This window comes from Paenibacillus sp. FSL R5-0470 (genome assembly GCF_037975205.1).
GTDB lineage: Bacteria > Bacillota > Bacilli > Paenibacillales > Paenibacillaceae > Paenibacillus_AQ.
Window position 1 is genome coordinate 5,753,128 of record NZ_CP150238.1, and the last position, 15,139, is coordinate 5,768,266.

A 15,139-nucleotide genomic window follows, 5' to 3' on the forward strand; every position below is an offset into this window, starting at 1 on the left:
TAAAACTAAGCGTATGCTTCCGATGTTAGTTTTACGCGATGTTATTTCAAGCGGAGCCTATGCTTCGTAAAACAAAGCGTATGCTTCCGATGCAAGTTTTACGCGACGTTATTCAAGCGGAGCCTATGCTTCGTAAAACTTTTAAGGAGTGAGATCATGAACGAAGCCGCTATGACACTGGAAGGCTGGTATGCATTGCATGACTTCCGCTCACTGAACTGGACCGCATGGACGGCAGCAGATGATGAAGAACGTGCCGTTGCTCTGGAAGAACTACATGCTTTTATGCAAGAATGGAGTCCTGTCGAAGAAGCCAAACAAGGCAGCTCCGCGGTATATTCCATCGTTGGCCAGAAGGCCGATTTCGTAATGATGTTCTTGCGCGAAAGCTTGGAAGATTTGAACCAGCTTGAGACGGCCTTTAACAAAATCGCTTTCGCTCAATATACAACTAAAGCCTATTCCTACGTAAGTATTGTTGAATTAAGCAATTACCTTGCGGGGGGCAGCGATGGTAGTGATCCTATGCAGAATCCGCATGTTATCGCACGTCTAAAACCTGTTTTGCCGCAAGCGAAGCATATTTGCTTCTATCCAATGAACAAGAAACGCGAGCTCGCCGATAACTGGTATATGCTTGATATGGATAAACGTCGGGAGCTGATGGCTTCTCACGGATTAATCGGACGTGGTTATGCGGGTAAGGTGAAACAAATTATCACCGGCTCCGTAGGTTTTGATGATTGGGAATGGGGCGTAACCCTGTTCGCTGAAGATCCGCTGCAATTCAAGAAGCTGGTTTACGAAATGCGCTTTGACGAAGTCAGTGCTCGCTACGGCGAATTCGGACCTTTCTATGTCGGCAACCTGCTGACTGAGGATTCTTTTGAAGAAATGCTTAAATTGTAATAATAAAAAGGGTGAGTCTCCAGATCTTTATGGAGACTCACCCTTTTTAAATGCTATAACGAAGTTCCTACTTCCTCATCCTCTTCGCTGTCATCTTCATCATCACGCAGACTTTCCAAATATTCAGCCGTAGCCCTGTCACGTGCTCGCCCTTTTTCCTTTAAGCGTTCAATGCCAGGGAGAATGAGCAGATCAATTTCCTTTTGAACAACATACGCTAGATCGTACTGATTCTGATCCTCCAGATAAGATCCAACCTCAATCAGTCCGTTATATCGGTCCAATTCTTCTCGGGTCAGCAATCCACGCACCTGCACGCTGCAGTGACGCATCTTATAAGAATCTTCCTTTTTTCAGAACCAGCGGAATCCCACCGATAATGAACAAATAGCGCATATCCACAACTTTTTTCAATTGAGCTGCAGTCCAACCCTTGTAAGTTTTGCTGCCAACTACAGCAATCCCTTGACCCTTACCTAGAGAAGCTACTGTTCCTTTATTGCTGAATGCGAATTTCTTGGGTTGTTGATTACGGATCGCAGCCACCAAATTATGTGCACAGCACTCTCCCTGTTGCATAGCAATTTGTGCCGTTGGCGGATAAGGACGCCCTTCTGGGTTAATCATCAAGGAGCCGTCTCCAATAATGAAGATATTGTCTTGGCCTGGTGCACGTAAATATTCATCTACTTTCACACGTCCACGCATAGCTTCAAATCCTGCAGCTTCAATCAGACGGTTTCCTCGAATTCCGCCTGTCCAGACAATTGTAGAAGCCTTAATCTCTTCGCCTGATGCCAGAATTACACCGTTTGGTAGACATTCCTTGATCGCAACGCCCATCTTGAATGTAACACCCTTCTTAGTGAGCAAGTTCATCGCATACTCAACAAGTTCAGGAGCAAATCCAGGCAGAGCTGTTGGAGCAGCTTCTATGTTATATATATTTACCATGCTTGGATCAACGTCAAATTCTTTGCACAACCCAGGGATGCGGTCAGCTAATTCGGCCACAAATTCAATTCCACTAAAGCCGGCACCACCGACTACGAAATTAATATGCTCCTGAGCATTGTTCTCGTTCTTATATTTGGCAAATTGATACTCAATATGTTCACGAATCAAACGAACGGAGTTGATGCTCCGGATCGTCAGTGCGTATTTATCAAGTCCTGGAATACCGAATGTTTCAGGCTCTCCGCCCAAAGCAATGACGAGATAGTCATACGAAAGAGTACCATCCTCCAAAATAATCTTTTTCTGCTGGGTACGAATTTCCTGAACAGATGACTTAACGAGATCGATCTTAAATTCATCGATTAGTTTAGAAATAGACACCCGAGTGTGTTCAATACTATCTGTACCCGCGGCAGGCATATGTAGATGGGTAGTAAAATAGTGGTACTCGTGACGGTTTACGAGCGTGACATCCGCTTCATTATAGTTCAAAGCCTTCTGTAAGCGCTGTGCGGTCAAAATACCCCCATAGCCCGCGCCTAAGATTACGATTTTGGGAATACTACTCATGTTCCGGCTCCTTCCAAGAGGTAAATCTGTCTTTGTATTTTTTATTGAAACAATGTACGGTCCTTTTTGTGAATTTATACACTTATATTTAGAAGAAATTCCAATCAAACTTAAAGGATTTCTAAATTGACCATATCCATTGTAAACCTTAGTGTACTATTAATCAAACATTAAAATACTAAAAAACGTCACATTCTTATTGTGTTCTAAAGTCTTTCTTTGCAGGTATGTGTCACAATGTTTATAATAAGAAAGAATACAAGTATGGCAAAATGAATATATCAACTCGGAGGTGTAATATCCCGTGACACAAGAGCAATCCGGCGTTCCTATGAGCGACCTTTTAATCATAGGTGGCGGTCCAGCTGGCATGTTTGCCGCATTTTACGGTGGGATGCGTCAGGCATCCGTAACACTTATTGAAAGTATGCCCCAATTGGGAGGACAACTTGCTGCACTTTATCCTGAAAAATACATTTATGATGTAGCAGGTTTTCCAAAAGTAACTGCACAAGAATTGGTTGACAACCTGACACGGCAAATGGATATGTTCCAATCGAATATCCGGCTGGAGGAGAAAGTAATTTCTGTTCAGAAACGGGACGAACGCCATTTTGTAGTTACAACTGATGTAGCAGAATATCACAGTAAAGCTATTATCATTACAGCTGGCGTAGGCGCTTTTGAACCTCGTCGTTTAGAACTGCCAGACGCAGGACGGTTTGAAAAAGCCAACCTTCATTATTTTGTAAATGATTTAAATGCCTTTAAAGATAAAAAAGTTCTGATTAGCGGTGGTGGAGATTCCGCAGTAGACTGGGCACTAATGCTGGAACCGATCGCGGAGCAAGTAACCCTGATTCACCGCCGGGATAAATTCCGTGCGCATGAGCACAGCGTAGAGAATCTGATGGCTTCCAAAGTTAACGTAATTACACCTACTGAAATTACAGAACTGCATGGTGACGAGTTTATTACTAAGGTTACCTTATCTCATATCAAGACCAAGGAAACACAAGAAATCGAAGTCGACAGTGTAATCGTCAATTTCGGATTTGTTTCCTCTCTGGGACCCATTGCAGAGTGGGGTATCGATATTGAAGGGAACTCCATTGTCGTTGACTCACGTATGGAAACGAGTATTCCGGGAATCTTTGCAGCCGGCGATATAACCACATATCCAGGTAAGCTGAAGCTAATTGCTGTAGGATTCGGCGAAGCCCCAACGGCTGTGAATAATGCAAAAGTCTACATCGATCCGGAAGCCAAGCTTTCACCAGGACACAGTAGTAATATGAAACTCTAATTCTATCTACCACAATAAAAAAGGGTATTCTGACAGGCCTATCAATACTAGCCTATCAGGATACCCTTTTATGTTTGTGACTCGCGGTTTATTTATATGTAGCCAGCTACAAAGGTATACTTTGCGCTCTTTTAATGAAGAACCGCATGAACTGGAGAGTGTAAGTTTCGTTTGCGAATCTCAACGAGTAGAAGAGCGATGAAATCATGCTCTAGTTGCAGTTCTATCGCTCTATGGTAAGAGTCTAGAAGCATCTCATCGGACAATTCAACCATAACGTTCATCTACCTTTCCTGTATTTGGATCTGAATCTATCATATCAAACTATCATTTTTCGAACAAGCGTTCGTGTTATCCACAAGTACATGTGGAAATCCTGTGTATAATATGTGCGTAAGCGTTACAAAGGTGATAACTGCACAGTGGAATATGGGGATAATAGTTATACACAGGACTGAACCACTTGTATACAGCTAAAAATATATTTTTATTGTAAATAAATTACAATATAATTTACCCCAAAAGAACGCAACTAAACGCAATTTTATCTTACTACTCTATTATCGTCAATTCTAAAATTTTTGTTAATTTACTGAGGTCTTGTATTAACCTCCAGAATCCATATTTTGCCTGAATAATCCACGGCGTAATCAAAACCCAGTTCGCCTATTCCAGGGAAATGCCGCTCCATCAGTTCGATACATACGAGCGTTAGCCTGCGCATTTCTGCTTTCTTCGCTGAGGCTTTAATTCGAGGCAAGGATCTGCGAAGTCCTTCTCGACAAGAAAGCATCGTGCCTCCTTTACATAAATTAGTTACGAACAGGCCAGGCCGGGCCAATCTTCCCACCATAGAGCGAAACTCCCAAACACCGCCATTTCTCACTACTTTGACCCGATAATCAATAGGACGCCCACCAATTCTGGCGAGGGAAATCCCCTGTTGAATCAAATATTTACGTCTAACCTTGACGAAATGAAGCGCTCGTCTCATGGATCTAAAGTCCTTGTAAATTCGAGTTCTGTCCATATAAGTAAATCCATAACCTCGACTATCCCGAAACACTTTAATTACACCGTAGCCTCCACCGCCAACTATTGGTTTAATAACAACATTTCCGTATCTCCGGAGCATGGCTAACAGTGAGTCAGCCGAATACACCCTCGTCATTGGTATATAATGAGAAACCCTCGCGTCACTGAGCAATGCTTCTGTCTTCAACCATTTGCTAGCCAATTGTCTTCCCGACATCGTCCTTTCCCTCCTTTCACATTCCAGCCTACCCTATACATTACTCAGAAAAGGCCCCACCCTCTTGTATGATTGTCCGTGTAGGAGGAAGCTCTTAGCAAAAAGGGCTTAGAGCTTGTATCGACAACATTCTCAACCTCGCAGGTTAGATTGCAGATTTTGTAGAACCTCATTTCTGAACATTCGACATCTAAATCGCAATGGATGAGTTCACTATAACTAGAATAATCTTCAAAATCGTTGTATTATTAATAGCGGTTACATTTTCAATTCCTACTATATAAATAATGAACTAGAGGCTCGCTAAAAAACAGCGCGGGGAGGGCTCGGAATGGCTCAGTTTTTCGAGGTATTATATTGGGTGGCCATGCTTGGGATGTCCATCGTATTGGCTGGAACGACTATACTGATCTGCGCTATTGGCTTTAAATTCATTAAAGACAGACGCAGAGCACTGGGTGCTGGTTGTATTGCCTTTTCCCTTGGAGCCGCAGGGCTCATCGTGTTTATGATTAATTACAAGTTTATTATTCCAGCCTAATTGTACGCAGGAACAAACAAAAGCCCTCTCGAGGAATCCATCGGAGGGCTTTTGTTTGTATGTCACTCATATATCTAGCGTAAGACGGATCATATCCACTACCTTGATCCCATTTTCAACAATCTCTTCACTATAATGTCTGATAAAAAAATCTCTATCGATTCCGGTAATTCTAAATCCACATTTCTGATAAAGAGCCAGTTGTCCTACACTAGAATTCCCCGTACCCACTTCAATCGTCTTCGCACCAAGTAATCTCGCATTCTGAATCGCATGATAGACCAACTGCTTTCCTATCCCTTTACTTTGCTGATTCTCATCAACGGCTATATTTACTAGCTCCACTGTCTCAGGTCTCGTTTGTAGCAAAACATAGACACCTATAATGCAATTCTCCACTTCAGCTACAAAACATTGCCCTCTTTTTAAATACGCTTCAACAAGACTTAGGGAAGGATCGGCTAATAACAACAAATGTAAGGGTGGTTGTTCTTCTGCGTTTAATTTCCTAATTAGCATGCTTAGAGCTCCTTGTGATGACTTTTGTCATTGAGAATAAAAAAAGCCTCCAAGCCCGTGTTGTAGAACTCAACATGGGGCTTGAAGGCGTAACGTCGCGATTAGCAAGGCTCTTCGTTCGGTTTTCCCGCATCCGTAGCTGTACGGAAGCTTGAGCCACAGCCACAGGTTGCAGTAGCGTTCGGGTTATTAATGGTGAAGCCACCTGTCATGCCGGATTCTTCAAAATCAATTTCGAGACCATCAAGGTAACGAAGATTCTCTTTCTCCACGACAACCTTCATTTCTTGGATGTCCATATATACATCCTCATCGCTTTCATTATCATCAAAGCCCATAGCGTATGAGAATCCACTGCAACCGCCGGGCGTTACTCCAATACGGAGGAACATGTTCGGCACTTCTTGTTCAGCAAGCATCGCCTTCAGTTGTTCTGCTGCCTTTTCGCTAATATTAATCATGATCATATCCTCCTATAAATTAGATTCACTTCATAAGAAAAACTTATGTTTAAGAGACCTTCCGGCCAAAAGTTACTTTTTTAAAAATATATACTTAATAAATTCAGTATAACCCACTATTCCATTACCCTCAAGTCACAACTGCCTTATGCTTGACCTATCACACCAAAATAAACCATCCATATCCAGCTGTTGATCCCCTTATAAGAGAGGTTTATAATAAGGAAGGCAAACATAAGTAAAAATTCGGAAATTTGTCACGGAGGCTAAACCTCCGGTTTATTTTCATGAATGAACAGCTACCATCTGGGTAAGTCTGGGAATTATCTGCGGGCAATGGACCCCGTAAAACTTTCAGGAGGAATTCATAATATGTCTACTCTTTTCACCCCCCAAACAGACGCCCGAATGATGAACATTATTGAAAAAGTTCGCGGCGGCGAAAGATTGAATTTAGAAGATGGCGTTTATTTATATCAGAGTAACGACCTACTTACGATTGGCCAATTAGCAAATGAAGTCAATCTTGCAAAGAACAACAACAGGGTATATTTTATCGAAAACATGAGTCTATATTTCACCAATGTTTGCGAATCTCACTGTGCATTCTGCAATTTCCGCAAAGATGATGGAGAAGAGGGTGCTTATACCCTTTCCGGTCAGGAAATGGTGCAATATGTCGAACAGCATATTCATCCAGGTGTGCGCGAATTCCATATCGTAGGCGGTCATAATGACAAGGTTCCTTTCCAGTATTACGTGGATTCTTTAAAAGCCTTGAATGAACGTTTCCCTGAGGTAACCTTAAAAGCATACACTGCAGCCGAAATCGATTTTTTCACCCGAATTAGCGGATTGAGTATTCGTGAGGTACTCGAGCAGCTGCGTGCTGCAGGACTTAAGACACTTACTGGTGGCGGCGCAGAAATATTATCCGATCAATACCGTAAAAAAATGCGTGTAGATAAGGCTAATGTGGAAGAATATCTGGAAGTTCACCGAACAGCACATCAGCTTGGCATGAAGACACATACAACTATGCTTTACGGTTCGATTGAATCTCATGAAGATCGTATCCGGCACATGATGCAGATCCGCGATCTACAGGATGAAACCAATGGCTTTATGGTATTCATTCCATTATCTATGCAGCCTAAGAACAAGAATGCAGGGATTATGCGCCGCAACTCCGCTTATGAGGATCTGAAGACGATTGCGATCAGCAGATTGATGCTGGATAATTTCGATCACATCAAAGCGTACTTTATTAATATCGGTCCTCAGCTTACTCAAGTTGCACTGAACTTCGGTGCTTCTGACGTCCATGGTACTATTCTTAAAGAACGCATTAGCCATGCGGCTGGTGCCTTAACACCTGAAGGCCTCACTCGCGATGAATTGATCTGGTTAGTAAAAGGTGCTGGACGAATTCCAGTAGAACGCGACACGTTCTACAATGCGATAAAGGTATACGAATAAACGACTACCTAGATCCGTTATCCTATATTGGAAAGGAAGTTCGGTCAGCATGAGAAAACTACTCGTTCTGGGCGGCGGCTATGGCGGCTTGGCCCTAATTCAAGAATTGCTCAATAATCACCTTCCACAGGATATTGAAATTATCTTAATTGACCGAATGCCTTATCAAGGAATCAAAACGGAATATTATGCGCTTGCCGCAGGTACAGTAACTGACTATCACTTGCGGATCCAGTTTCCGGTTCATCCCCGTCTCACTATCCGTTACGGTGAGGTGAGTTCCATTGATTTGGAGAGTAGAATCGTTACAATGGAGCCTGACGAGACTGTGTCTTATGACATACTTGCCATTGCACTAGGTTGTACCGACAATTACCATAACATCCCTGGAGCTGATCAATATACTTGCAGTATCCAGACCTTTGCAGGGACACGCGAAACTTACCAACGTTTAAACGATGTGAAGCCTTATGGAACTATAAACATTGTAGGCGGAGGACTAAGTGGAGTGGAATTGGCGGCAGAGCTTCGGGAGAGCCGACCAGATCTTAATATTGCTATTCTGGATCGCGGTGAACGTGTCTTATCTGCCTTCCCTGCGAAGCTGTCACAGTACGTGGAGGAATGGTTTCACCACCATCAAGTCCAGACACTTGGACGTGTCTCCGTATCCCATGTAGAGAAAGATGCGCTTTTTAACGGTACAGAGGAAATTCTTTCAGATGTTACGGTATGGACCGCGGGGATCCAACCGGTGAAGGTTGTTCAGGAATTAACAGTCCCGAAGGATCGCGGAGGACGAATCATTCTGGATGAATATTATCGTGTACCTGATTATCCAGAAGTGTATGTAATTGGCGACTGTGCCAGCCTGCCATTCGCTCCAAGCGCACAAGCCGCAGGAGCGCAGGGTGAGCAGGTTGCTCAGGTTATTCAAGCCATGTGGCGCGGCGAGACCCCTAAGCTTCATCCTATTCGTCTAAAGGGTACCTTAGGCTCACTAGGCAAGAAAGCTGGATTTGGTCTGATGGGCCAACGCTCCGTCAAAGGACGGGTTCCCCGTATCCTTAAGAGCGGGGTGCTCTGGATGTCAAAACGCACTTTAGGATAAACCCAAGGGCTGCTCTTTTCCGTATTTATAACGGAAAAGAGCAGCCCTTTATTTTCCACAAAAAGCATTTAGTCAAGGTCCATGTTGAACCAAGCCTCTAGCTCTTTGATTTTAGCATCAATTTTCTCTTCTAGCTCGACAACCGTATCTGCAGCAACGATGTCACCTTCAACCATGGCAAAGGGAGTTAAATAACATTCCCCACAATTGTTCAGGCATCCGTATTCGATCACATCGTAATCTGGATTTTCCTCCAGCTTATGCATTAGCTTGTCTGTTCCGTGACCCATGTTACTGGCACAAAATTCAATAATTGGTCTCATGATGATCTCCCTATTCCGCCTAACCATTTTATTTTTTAACTTTTTGTACTATAATGAACTTATGAAAGGAGTGATTGAGAAATGAGTGAGAATGCACAAAGCACCGAAATGTATGATGAAGTATTGGAAGTGCTGGATAAGCTTCGTCCGTTCCTGCAACGCGATGGCGGCGACGTTGAACTGGTCGATGTAGAAGACGGCATCGTTAAGTTGAAACTTATGGGTGCCTGCGGCAGCTGCCCAAGCTCCACGATCACCTTGAAAGCCGGGATTGAACGCGCCCTTCTTGAAGAAGTAGAAGGCGTACAAGAAGTTATGCAAGTATTCTAATCCCATTCAATATCATTCCCGATCCTCCTCTTCAGGAGATCGGGATTTTCTTATTATAGAGGATTTACACTTCCCCTACAACATACAGCATAAAACCCGCTTGCCGTTAGGCAGCGGGTTTTATGCTGTATTAGAGATTAAGTTAGCTTTCTGTCTTAAAATGCTGGAATGATCGAGCCTTTGTACTGCTCTTCAATAAAAGCTTTAGCTTCTGGAGAATTCAGTGCAGCGGCAAGCTTTTTGATTGCATCAGAATCTTTATTGTCAGGACGAGCTACCAGGATGTTAGCGTAAGGGGAATCCGTACCCTCAATGAACAAAGCATCTTTAGTAGGAACTAGGTTAGCTTCCAAAGCATAGTTAGTGTTAATCAAGGCAAGATCTACTTCATCCAATTGACGACCTAACATTGCTGCATCTAGCTCGATGATTTTAAGGTTTTTCTTATTTTCAGTGATATCTGCTTGGGTAGATGTGATGTTGGTATCATCTTTCAAAGAAATCAGTCCATTTTTGGCAAGCAGGATCAGTGCACGACCACCGTTTGTAGCATCATTCGGGATGGCAACTTTCGCACCATCAGCCAGCTCGTCGATGGATTTGATTTTTTTGGAATAAGCACCAAAAGGTTCAACGTGAACGGCTGTAACAGAAACTAGATCCGAACCGTTCTTTTGATTCTGGTCATCCAGGTAAGGTTGATGTTGGAAGAAGTTAGCATCCAGATTCTTCTCTGAAAGCTGAACGTTTGGTTGAACATAGTCAGTGAATTCTTTGATTTCTAATTTAATTCCTTGCGCTTCAAGCAATGGAGCAATAGCTTTTAGGATCTCAGCGTGTGGAACAGGTGAAGCACCAACCACCAATTTTACAGGTTCTGCAGATGACTCAGTTGCAGCACCATCTTTTGGTGCATTAGTAGCAGCCGAGTTAGAAGCATTATTGTTATTGCCGCAAGCAGCCAGCACCACAACCAGTGTCAGACTAAAAAAAGTAAGTAGTAATTTTTTCATTTTAAATCCCCCTCTTATCCTTGGTATTTGTATGAATAAGGCTATATATGGACGTACCTTATTTCCGTGTGAAATGTCGTACTAGTCGATCACCGGCCATTTGTAGCAGTTGCACCAGTATGACCATTAAGACTACAGAGATAATCATAACTTCCTTCTCATATCGGTAATATCCGTAACGAATCGCTAGATCCCCTAGCCCGCCGCCGCCTACCATCCCGGACATTGCCGTATAGGAGACCAGTGTAACCAGTGTGATCGTAACCCCAGCGAGCAGACCTGGACGAGCCTCTGGCAAAAGAACACGCATAACGATCTGATTCGTGGATGCTCCCATCCCTTGCGCCGCTTCGATTACTCCACGATCCACTTCTCTTAATGCCGTTTCCACCAAGCGAGCAAAGAATGGAGCTGCACCAATCACGAGCGGTGGAATCGTACCAAGTACTCCAATGGAGGTTCCAACGATGGTTTTGCTAAAAGGAATTAAAGCCACCATCAAAATGATAAACGGTACGGAACGCAAGATGTTTACAAAGAATGATAAGACCGAGTAAATTACTCTGATTACTATACTATTCGATCTTCCCCATAAATACAATAGAATTCCGAGTGGTAAACCAAGAATAATTGTGAACAATCCAGAGAATATTAACATTTGCAAGGTAGCAACTGTAGCATCCATCATTTCTTGCCAGTTTAAGTCTGCGAAATTCATTACGAAATCACCTCCACTTCAAGGCCTTGAGCGGTTAGTTCGGCTATCGTCACAGCGATCGCTTCAGCTGGACCTTCGAACCGAACAATCATTTGTCCATAAGGTACGTCTTTTATCGTTGAGATGGTACCATGCAGAATGGCGAAGCTAACACCTGTCTCACGTACTACATTGGAAAGTGCAGAGCCGTAGGTCTTCTCTCCGAAAAAAGTAATTTTGACGGCCTGAGAGTTGTCCCCAGCAGCAGCGTCAAGCGCCGTACGAAGGGGTCCCTCATTCTGTGATTCACTGCGAATGAAATCGCGAGTGACCTCATGCTGCGGCTTCAGGAATACCTCCGTGACTTTACCTTGCTCAACGATACCACCACCATGAATGACCGCAACACGGTCGCAAATGCTCTGAATCACGTGCATTTCGTGAGTGATCAGCACAATAGTCAGATGGAACCGTTTATTAATATCGAGCAATAGCTTAAGAATAGAGTCTGTCGTTTGTGGATCAAGCGCAGAGGTTGCCTCGTCACACAGCAGCACATCAGGGTCGCTGGCAAGTGCCCGAGCGATGCCGACTCGTTGCTTTTGTCCTCCTGATAATTGAGACGGATACTTATCCTGGTGTTCTTCAAGCCCAACTAGAGCAAGCAGTTCTTTCACTTTTGCATCAATATCTGCTCTCGAGGTACCTGTGAGTCGTAGAGGAAAAGCAATATTATCATATACAGTCGCAGAAGATAGCAGATTGAAATGTTGAAAAATCATTCCTATCTTGCGCCGCTGTTCCTGCAGCTGACCTTGAGTAAGCTTGGTTAGTTCAATGCCATCTACCCATACTTCCCCTTCTGTCGGACGCTCCAACAGATTAATGCAACGGATCAATGTACTTTTCCCCGCTCCAGAATGGCCAATAACTCCGAATATTTCACCTTTTTCGATAGACAAATTCAATCCGGAAAGTGCTGTAGCCGCATGGCTGCCTTTTCCATATACCTTTGTTATTCCTTTTAGATTAATCAACGCTCGTCGCCCCCTTTATAATTCACTTATTCCATACAAAAAAACCTCCGACGATCGATGCAGATCGCAAGAGGCTCTGTGTGTTTATTTAGACAATGCCTTCTCATCTGCCAACGACCACAAACCTTGCGTCATTGTAGGAATTAGCACCATGACATTTGTACAAAACGCTAATCGCGCTGTATACAAATCGGTTGCCGGGCTTCATCGGGCCTATCCCTCCGCCACTCTCGATAAGATATAGAGTATGAAATTTTATGTTTGAATTCGTACAGACTTTAATGCAAGCATAAGTATAGTAAGTTTCTTGTTTTTTGTCAAAAGGAAATATCTTGAACGCTTAGGATTGTACACGCTTTGCCTTGCTGATTTCCTTACGCAGCTGTTCATTGCTGTAGCTGAATGCCGCGATTAATGTTTTACAGTTCATTTCAAGGGACTGCTTTAAATCCTCAAGATGGCTATCTAAATCCTCAAGCTGAATTTTGTCATGCAAGCCTTGATGTCGCTGCCATAAATCATCCTGCATTTCGGAATTCATATAATGAATTTCAGCATTTCTGCGCTTGCGTAGATTCTCCAGTGGATCACGATAAGAGTTCTTGATCTGTTCCAATTGATCTGCTAGCGCAGGATGCACATTCAATAACTGAAGTTGACGCAGTACTGTAAAATAAGAAAAGTGCGTTTTTAATTTGGAGGTTTTGAGGTCATAAAAATGATTCAGTACCGTTCCAAGCTTGTCCAGAAGAGAGAACACACGAATAAATCCATCTTTATAAAAATAAACATACCGCGCATAATCGCCTTGTTCCACTGGTGACATATCGTCCATATAACCAGCGATTACCGATTTCCGGTAAAAAGCAGCTGCGAACCAGCTTTGCTCCAATTCATCCAATGAGGAGATCAGTCCACGTGTCCAAATCTCCAGCTTGCGGTATTCATGGTCATTATCCTCATGAGCGTTCATTTCCTTGCGCAGTAAGGCTGCAAATGTGGCCATGTTCTCCATCGCGTCAGCCAATACACCGCTGTTCTTTCGAGGCGGCTCTCCAAGTATAACCCGCAGCATATCCCAGTCCTCCTAAAGTTTTGTCCAGCACCACGATATACCGATTTCCACTTTATTATTCCGCAGGTAAAGCGACTCTATCCACGGTGGGAACTTTCTACCAAGGTTGTTACAACGGTGTCATTGGATTCGTTGGATTTTTTTCAACAACGACATTTCTCGCACGATTCAGCTGCCAGACTCTTACACTCATATAACATAAGACACCAAACAAACTAGCGATCAACAAAATATGAGCCAAAGCGGCAAATATGTACAATCTTTCATTATCAAGTGTGTAAACAACAGCAGCACCACTAAATACCTGCATCAAGCACAGCAGAACAGCCGCTACGCCAAGAGCTCTTAGCTCTGGGTAATCCTTATGTTTCCAAAAAGCTAAATGTCCAAGCACCGCAGTAAGAATGAATAAGATCAAAGCCGCAATCCGGTGCGTAAAAACAATACCTACTCCCCCGGAAAGCTCGGGAACCCATTCACCGTTACAGAGCGGCCAGCCAGAACATCCACCGCGCGAATCCGTATGACTAACAAAGGCTCCAATATAAACAACAACATAGGAATAAAAGGCCGTAAAGCAGGTTAAATTGCGGAAAGCCTTACTGACGGGTTGCTTCTGAAGCTCCATCTTAGGATCGTACTCACCTGCTTCATGTCGCCTTTTAGTTCCTAGAGCCAGCATTAGAGAACTTGAAAAAGCGATCAAAGAAAAGCCCATATGTAGTGCCATTACAGCAGCAGATTGGGATTTAATCACTGCAAGCGCTCCCATACCACCTTGAACAATTACAAACAGCAACGTCATGAATGCATATACTAACAAGTCCCGCCGATTTCGAGCATAACGCCAAAAGGCAATCATCGAGGCAAGTGACAATAACCCTGCCAATCCGCTAAACAAGCGATGGGTGTATTCAATCATCGAACCTACAGTATAGGCCGGAATCAATTTCCCATGACAGAGCGGCCATTCATTTCCACATTCCAATCCCGATCCAGTCTTCGTTACAACCGCTCCCCCTAGTACAGCGAGGAACATGATAAGGCAAGTAAGATAACTAAGCCATTTCAACTGATTTGTCGACAAAAATATCACCCGCAGTTTTTAGTAATGAAGAAGCATCTTAAAAAACCACCGCTTTTGCTCGAACAGGCGAAAGCGGTGGTTTTCCGGAATTACTGTTGAAGGCTTTGATGCACTTGAACCGCTTTATCCAGGAAATTCTCAATTTCCTCGCGGGATTTACGTAATTTATTAACGAATCTAACCAATTCACGTCCATCGGAATACGCGACAAAGCTTGGAATACCCATAATATTTTGTTCCTGACTAACGTCACCCACAGCATCAACGTCAACCTCAACCAGCGTTAGACGATCTGCATAGGCTTGCTCTACCTCAGGAATAAAAGGATCGATAAATTTACAATCCGAGCACCAGTCCGCCTTGAAGATGGCTACAGTTAATCGAGGAGATTGAATGGCTACCTGAAATTCAGCAGGAGAACTAATTTTGTCCATAGCTTGTTCAGTCCTTTCTTCCATATCTGTCAAATTTC

Annotated in this window: 19 protein-coding genes and 1 riboswitch; of the genes, 6 read left to right on the forward strand and 13 right to left on the reverse strand. The window is 43.4% G+C overall.

Translation table 11 applies throughout. The annotated features are described in order from the left end of the window. Positions 1-156: 156 nt before the first annotated feature. The gene (hemQ, locus tag MKY99_RS25400; protein ID WP_042191564.1) at positions 157-909 is read left to right on the forward strand and encodes a hydrogen peroxide-dependent heme synthase; all 753 of its coding nucleotides are present in this window, start codon (positions 157-159) and stop codon (positions 907-909) included. A gap of 53 nt (positions 910-962) precedes the next feature. On the opposite strand, the gene MKY99_RS25405 is transcribed toward hemQ, so the two are convergent. After that, positions 963-1,241 carry a hypothetical protein gene (locus MKY99_RS25405; RefSeq protein ID WP_339267022.1) on the reverse strand — a complete coding sequence of 93 codons (279 nt, stop codon included), beginning with the start codon at positions 1,239-1,241 and terminating at the stop codon, positions 963-965. Position 1,242: 1 nt separating this feature from the next. Further along, positions 1,243-2,436, reverse strand: coding sequence for an NAD(P)/FAD-dependent oxidoreductase (locus MKY99_RS25410; RefSeq protein ID WP_042130890.1), 1,194 nt, complete (start codon positions 2,434-2,436; stop codon positions 1,243-1,245). Between the two features lie 304 nt (positions 2,437-2,740). Here MKY99_RS25410 and MKY99_RS25415 point away from each other — a divergent pair, with 304 nt between their 5' ends. Continuing rightward, positions 2,741-3,742, forward strand: a complete 1,002-nt coding sequence (locus MKY99_RS25415) for an NAD(P)/FAD-dependent oxidoreductase (protein WP_042130891.1) — start codon at positions 2,741-2,743, stop codon at positions 3,740-3,742. 131 nt (positions 3,743-3,873) lie between these two features. Here the strand turns inward: MKY99_RS25415 and sda are convergent, their stop codons facing one another. Both sda and MKY99_RS25425 read right to left on the reverse strand, forming a co-directional pair. Next, on the reverse strand, positions 3,874-4,017 hold the full coding sequence (gene sda / locus MKY99_RS25420; protein ID WP_036685584.1) for a sporulation histidine kinase inhibitor Sda: 144 nt from the start codon (positions 4,015-4,017) through the stop codon (positions 3,874-3,876). 314 nt (positions 4,018-4,331) lie between these two features. Beyond that, a complete protein-coding gene (locus tag MKY99_RS25425; protein WP_042191569.1) occupies positions 4,332-4,994 on the reverse strand; it encodes a YheC/YheD family protein in 663 nt (220 codons plus the stop codon). Positions 4,995-5,325: 331 nt separating this feature from the next. Between MKY99_RS25425 and MKY99_RS25430 the strand changes: the two genes are divergently transcribed. Then, positions 5,326-5,535 carry a hypothetical protein gene (locus tag MKY99_RS25430; RefSeq protein WP_042191571.1) on the forward strand — a complete coding sequence of 70 codons (210 nt, stop codon included), beginning with the start codon at positions 5,326-5,328 and terminating at the stop codon, positions 5,533-5,535. A gap of 66 nt (positions 5,536-5,601) precedes the next feature. Here MKY99_RS25430 and MKY99_RS25435 read toward each other — a convergent pair whose 3' ends face one another. Both MKY99_RS25435 and MKY99_RS25440 read right to left on the reverse strand, forming a co-directional pair. After that, on the reverse strand, positions 5,602-6,054 hold the full coding sequence (locus MKY99_RS25435; RefSeq protein ID WP_076285244.1) for a GNAT family N-acetyltransferase: 453 nt from the start codon (positions 6,052-6,054) through the stop codon (positions 5,602-5,604). Between the two features lie 101 nt (positions 6,055-6,155). Beyond that, positions 6,156-6,515 (reverse strand): iron-sulfur cluster assembly accessory protein, encoded by a 360-nt coding sequence (locus MKY99_RS25440; RefSeq protein WP_339267024.1) that lies wholly within the window; start codon positions 6,513-6,515, stop codon positions 6,156-6,158. Between the two features lie 372 nt (positions 6,516-6,887). Here MKY99_RS25440 and mqnE point away from each other — a divergent pair, with 372 nt between their 5' ends. After that, on the forward strand, positions 6,888-7,994 hold the full coding sequence (gene mqnE, locus MKY99_RS25445) for an aminofutalosine synthase MqnE (protein ID WP_076285245.1): 1,107 nt from the start codon (positions 6,888-6,890) through the stop codon (positions 7,992-7,994). A 49-nt stretch (positions 7,995-8,043) separates the two neighbouring features. Continuing rightward, the gene (locus MKY99_RS25450) at positions 8,044-9,105 is read left to right on the forward strand and encodes an FAD-dependent oxidoreductase (protein ID WP_339267026.1); all 1,062 of its coding nucleotides are present in this window, start codon (positions 8,044-8,046) and stop codon (positions 9,103-9,105) included. 68 nt (positions 9,106-9,173) lie between these two features. Here the strand turns inward: MKY99_RS25450 and MKY99_RS25455 are convergent, their stop codons facing one another. Further along, the gene (locus tag MKY99_RS25455; RefSeq protein ID WP_339267028.1) at positions 9,174-9,428 is read right to left on the reverse strand and encodes a YuzB family protein; all 255 of its coding nucleotides are present in this window, start codon (positions 9,426-9,428) and stop codon (positions 9,174-9,176) included. A gap of 81 nt (positions 9,429-9,509) precedes the next feature. Between MKY99_RS25455 and MKY99_RS25460 the strand changes: the two genes are divergently transcribed. Next, on the forward strand, positions 9,510-9,758 hold the full coding sequence (locus MKY99_RS25460; protein WP_042130899.1) for a NifU family protein: 249 nt from the start codon (positions 9,510-9,512) through the stop codon (positions 9,756-9,758). A 155-nt stretch (positions 9,759-9,913) separates the two neighbouring features. Here the strand turns inward: MKY99_RS25460 and MKY99_RS25465 are convergent, their stop codons facing one another. The 6 genes from MKY99_RS25465 to MKY99_RS25490 all read right to left on the reverse strand — a co-directional run bounded on the left by MKY99_RS25465 (position 9,914) and on the right by MKY99_RS25490 (position 15,101). Further along, complete coding sequence (locus MKY99_RS25465) at positions 9,914-10,771, reverse strand: MetQ/NlpA family ABC transporter substrate-binding protein (protein WP_042191585.1); 858 nt, start codon at positions 10,769-10,771, stop codon at positions 9,914-9,916. A 58-nt stretch (positions 10,772-10,829) separates the two neighbouring features. Beyond that, positions 10,830-11,489: a methionine ABC transporter permease gene (locus MKY99_RS25470; protein WP_042191587.1), complete on the reverse strand. Its 660-nt coding sequence runs from the start codon at positions 11,487-11,489 to the stop codon at positions 10,830-10,832. Continuing rightward, complete coding sequence (locus MKY99_RS25475) at positions 11,489-12,505, reverse strand: methionine ABC transporter ATP-binding protein (RefSeq protein WP_339267032.1); 1,017 nt, start codon at positions 12,503-12,505, stop codon at positions 11,489-11,491. Before MKY99_RS25475 ends, MKY99_RS25470 begins: the two co-directional genes overlap by 1 nt. 100 nt (positions 12,506-12,605) lie before the next feature. Continuing rightward, positions 12,606-12,745, reverse strand: a riboswitch (SAM riboswitch). A 100-nt stretch (positions 12,746-12,845) separates the two neighbouring features. Beyond that, the gene (locus tag MKY99_RS25480) at positions 12,846-13,580 is read right to left on the reverse strand and encodes a Cthe_2314 family HEPN domain-containing protein (protein WP_042191592.1); all 735 of its coding nucleotides are present in this window, start codon (positions 13,578-13,580) and stop codon (positions 12,846-12,848) included. Positions 13,581-13,689: 109 nt separating this feature from the next. After that, entirely contained in the window at positions 13,690-14,667 is a 978-nt protein-coding gene (locus MKY99_RS25485; RefSeq protein ID WP_042191594.1) for a heme A synthase, read from the reverse strand. Positions 14,668-14,756: 89 nt separating this feature from the next. Then, entirely contained in the window at positions 14,757-15,101 is a 345-nt protein-coding gene (locus MKY99_RS25490) for a thioredoxin family protein (RefSeq protein ID WP_042194485.1), read from the reverse strand. Positions 15,102-15,139: the final 38 nt, after the last annotated feature.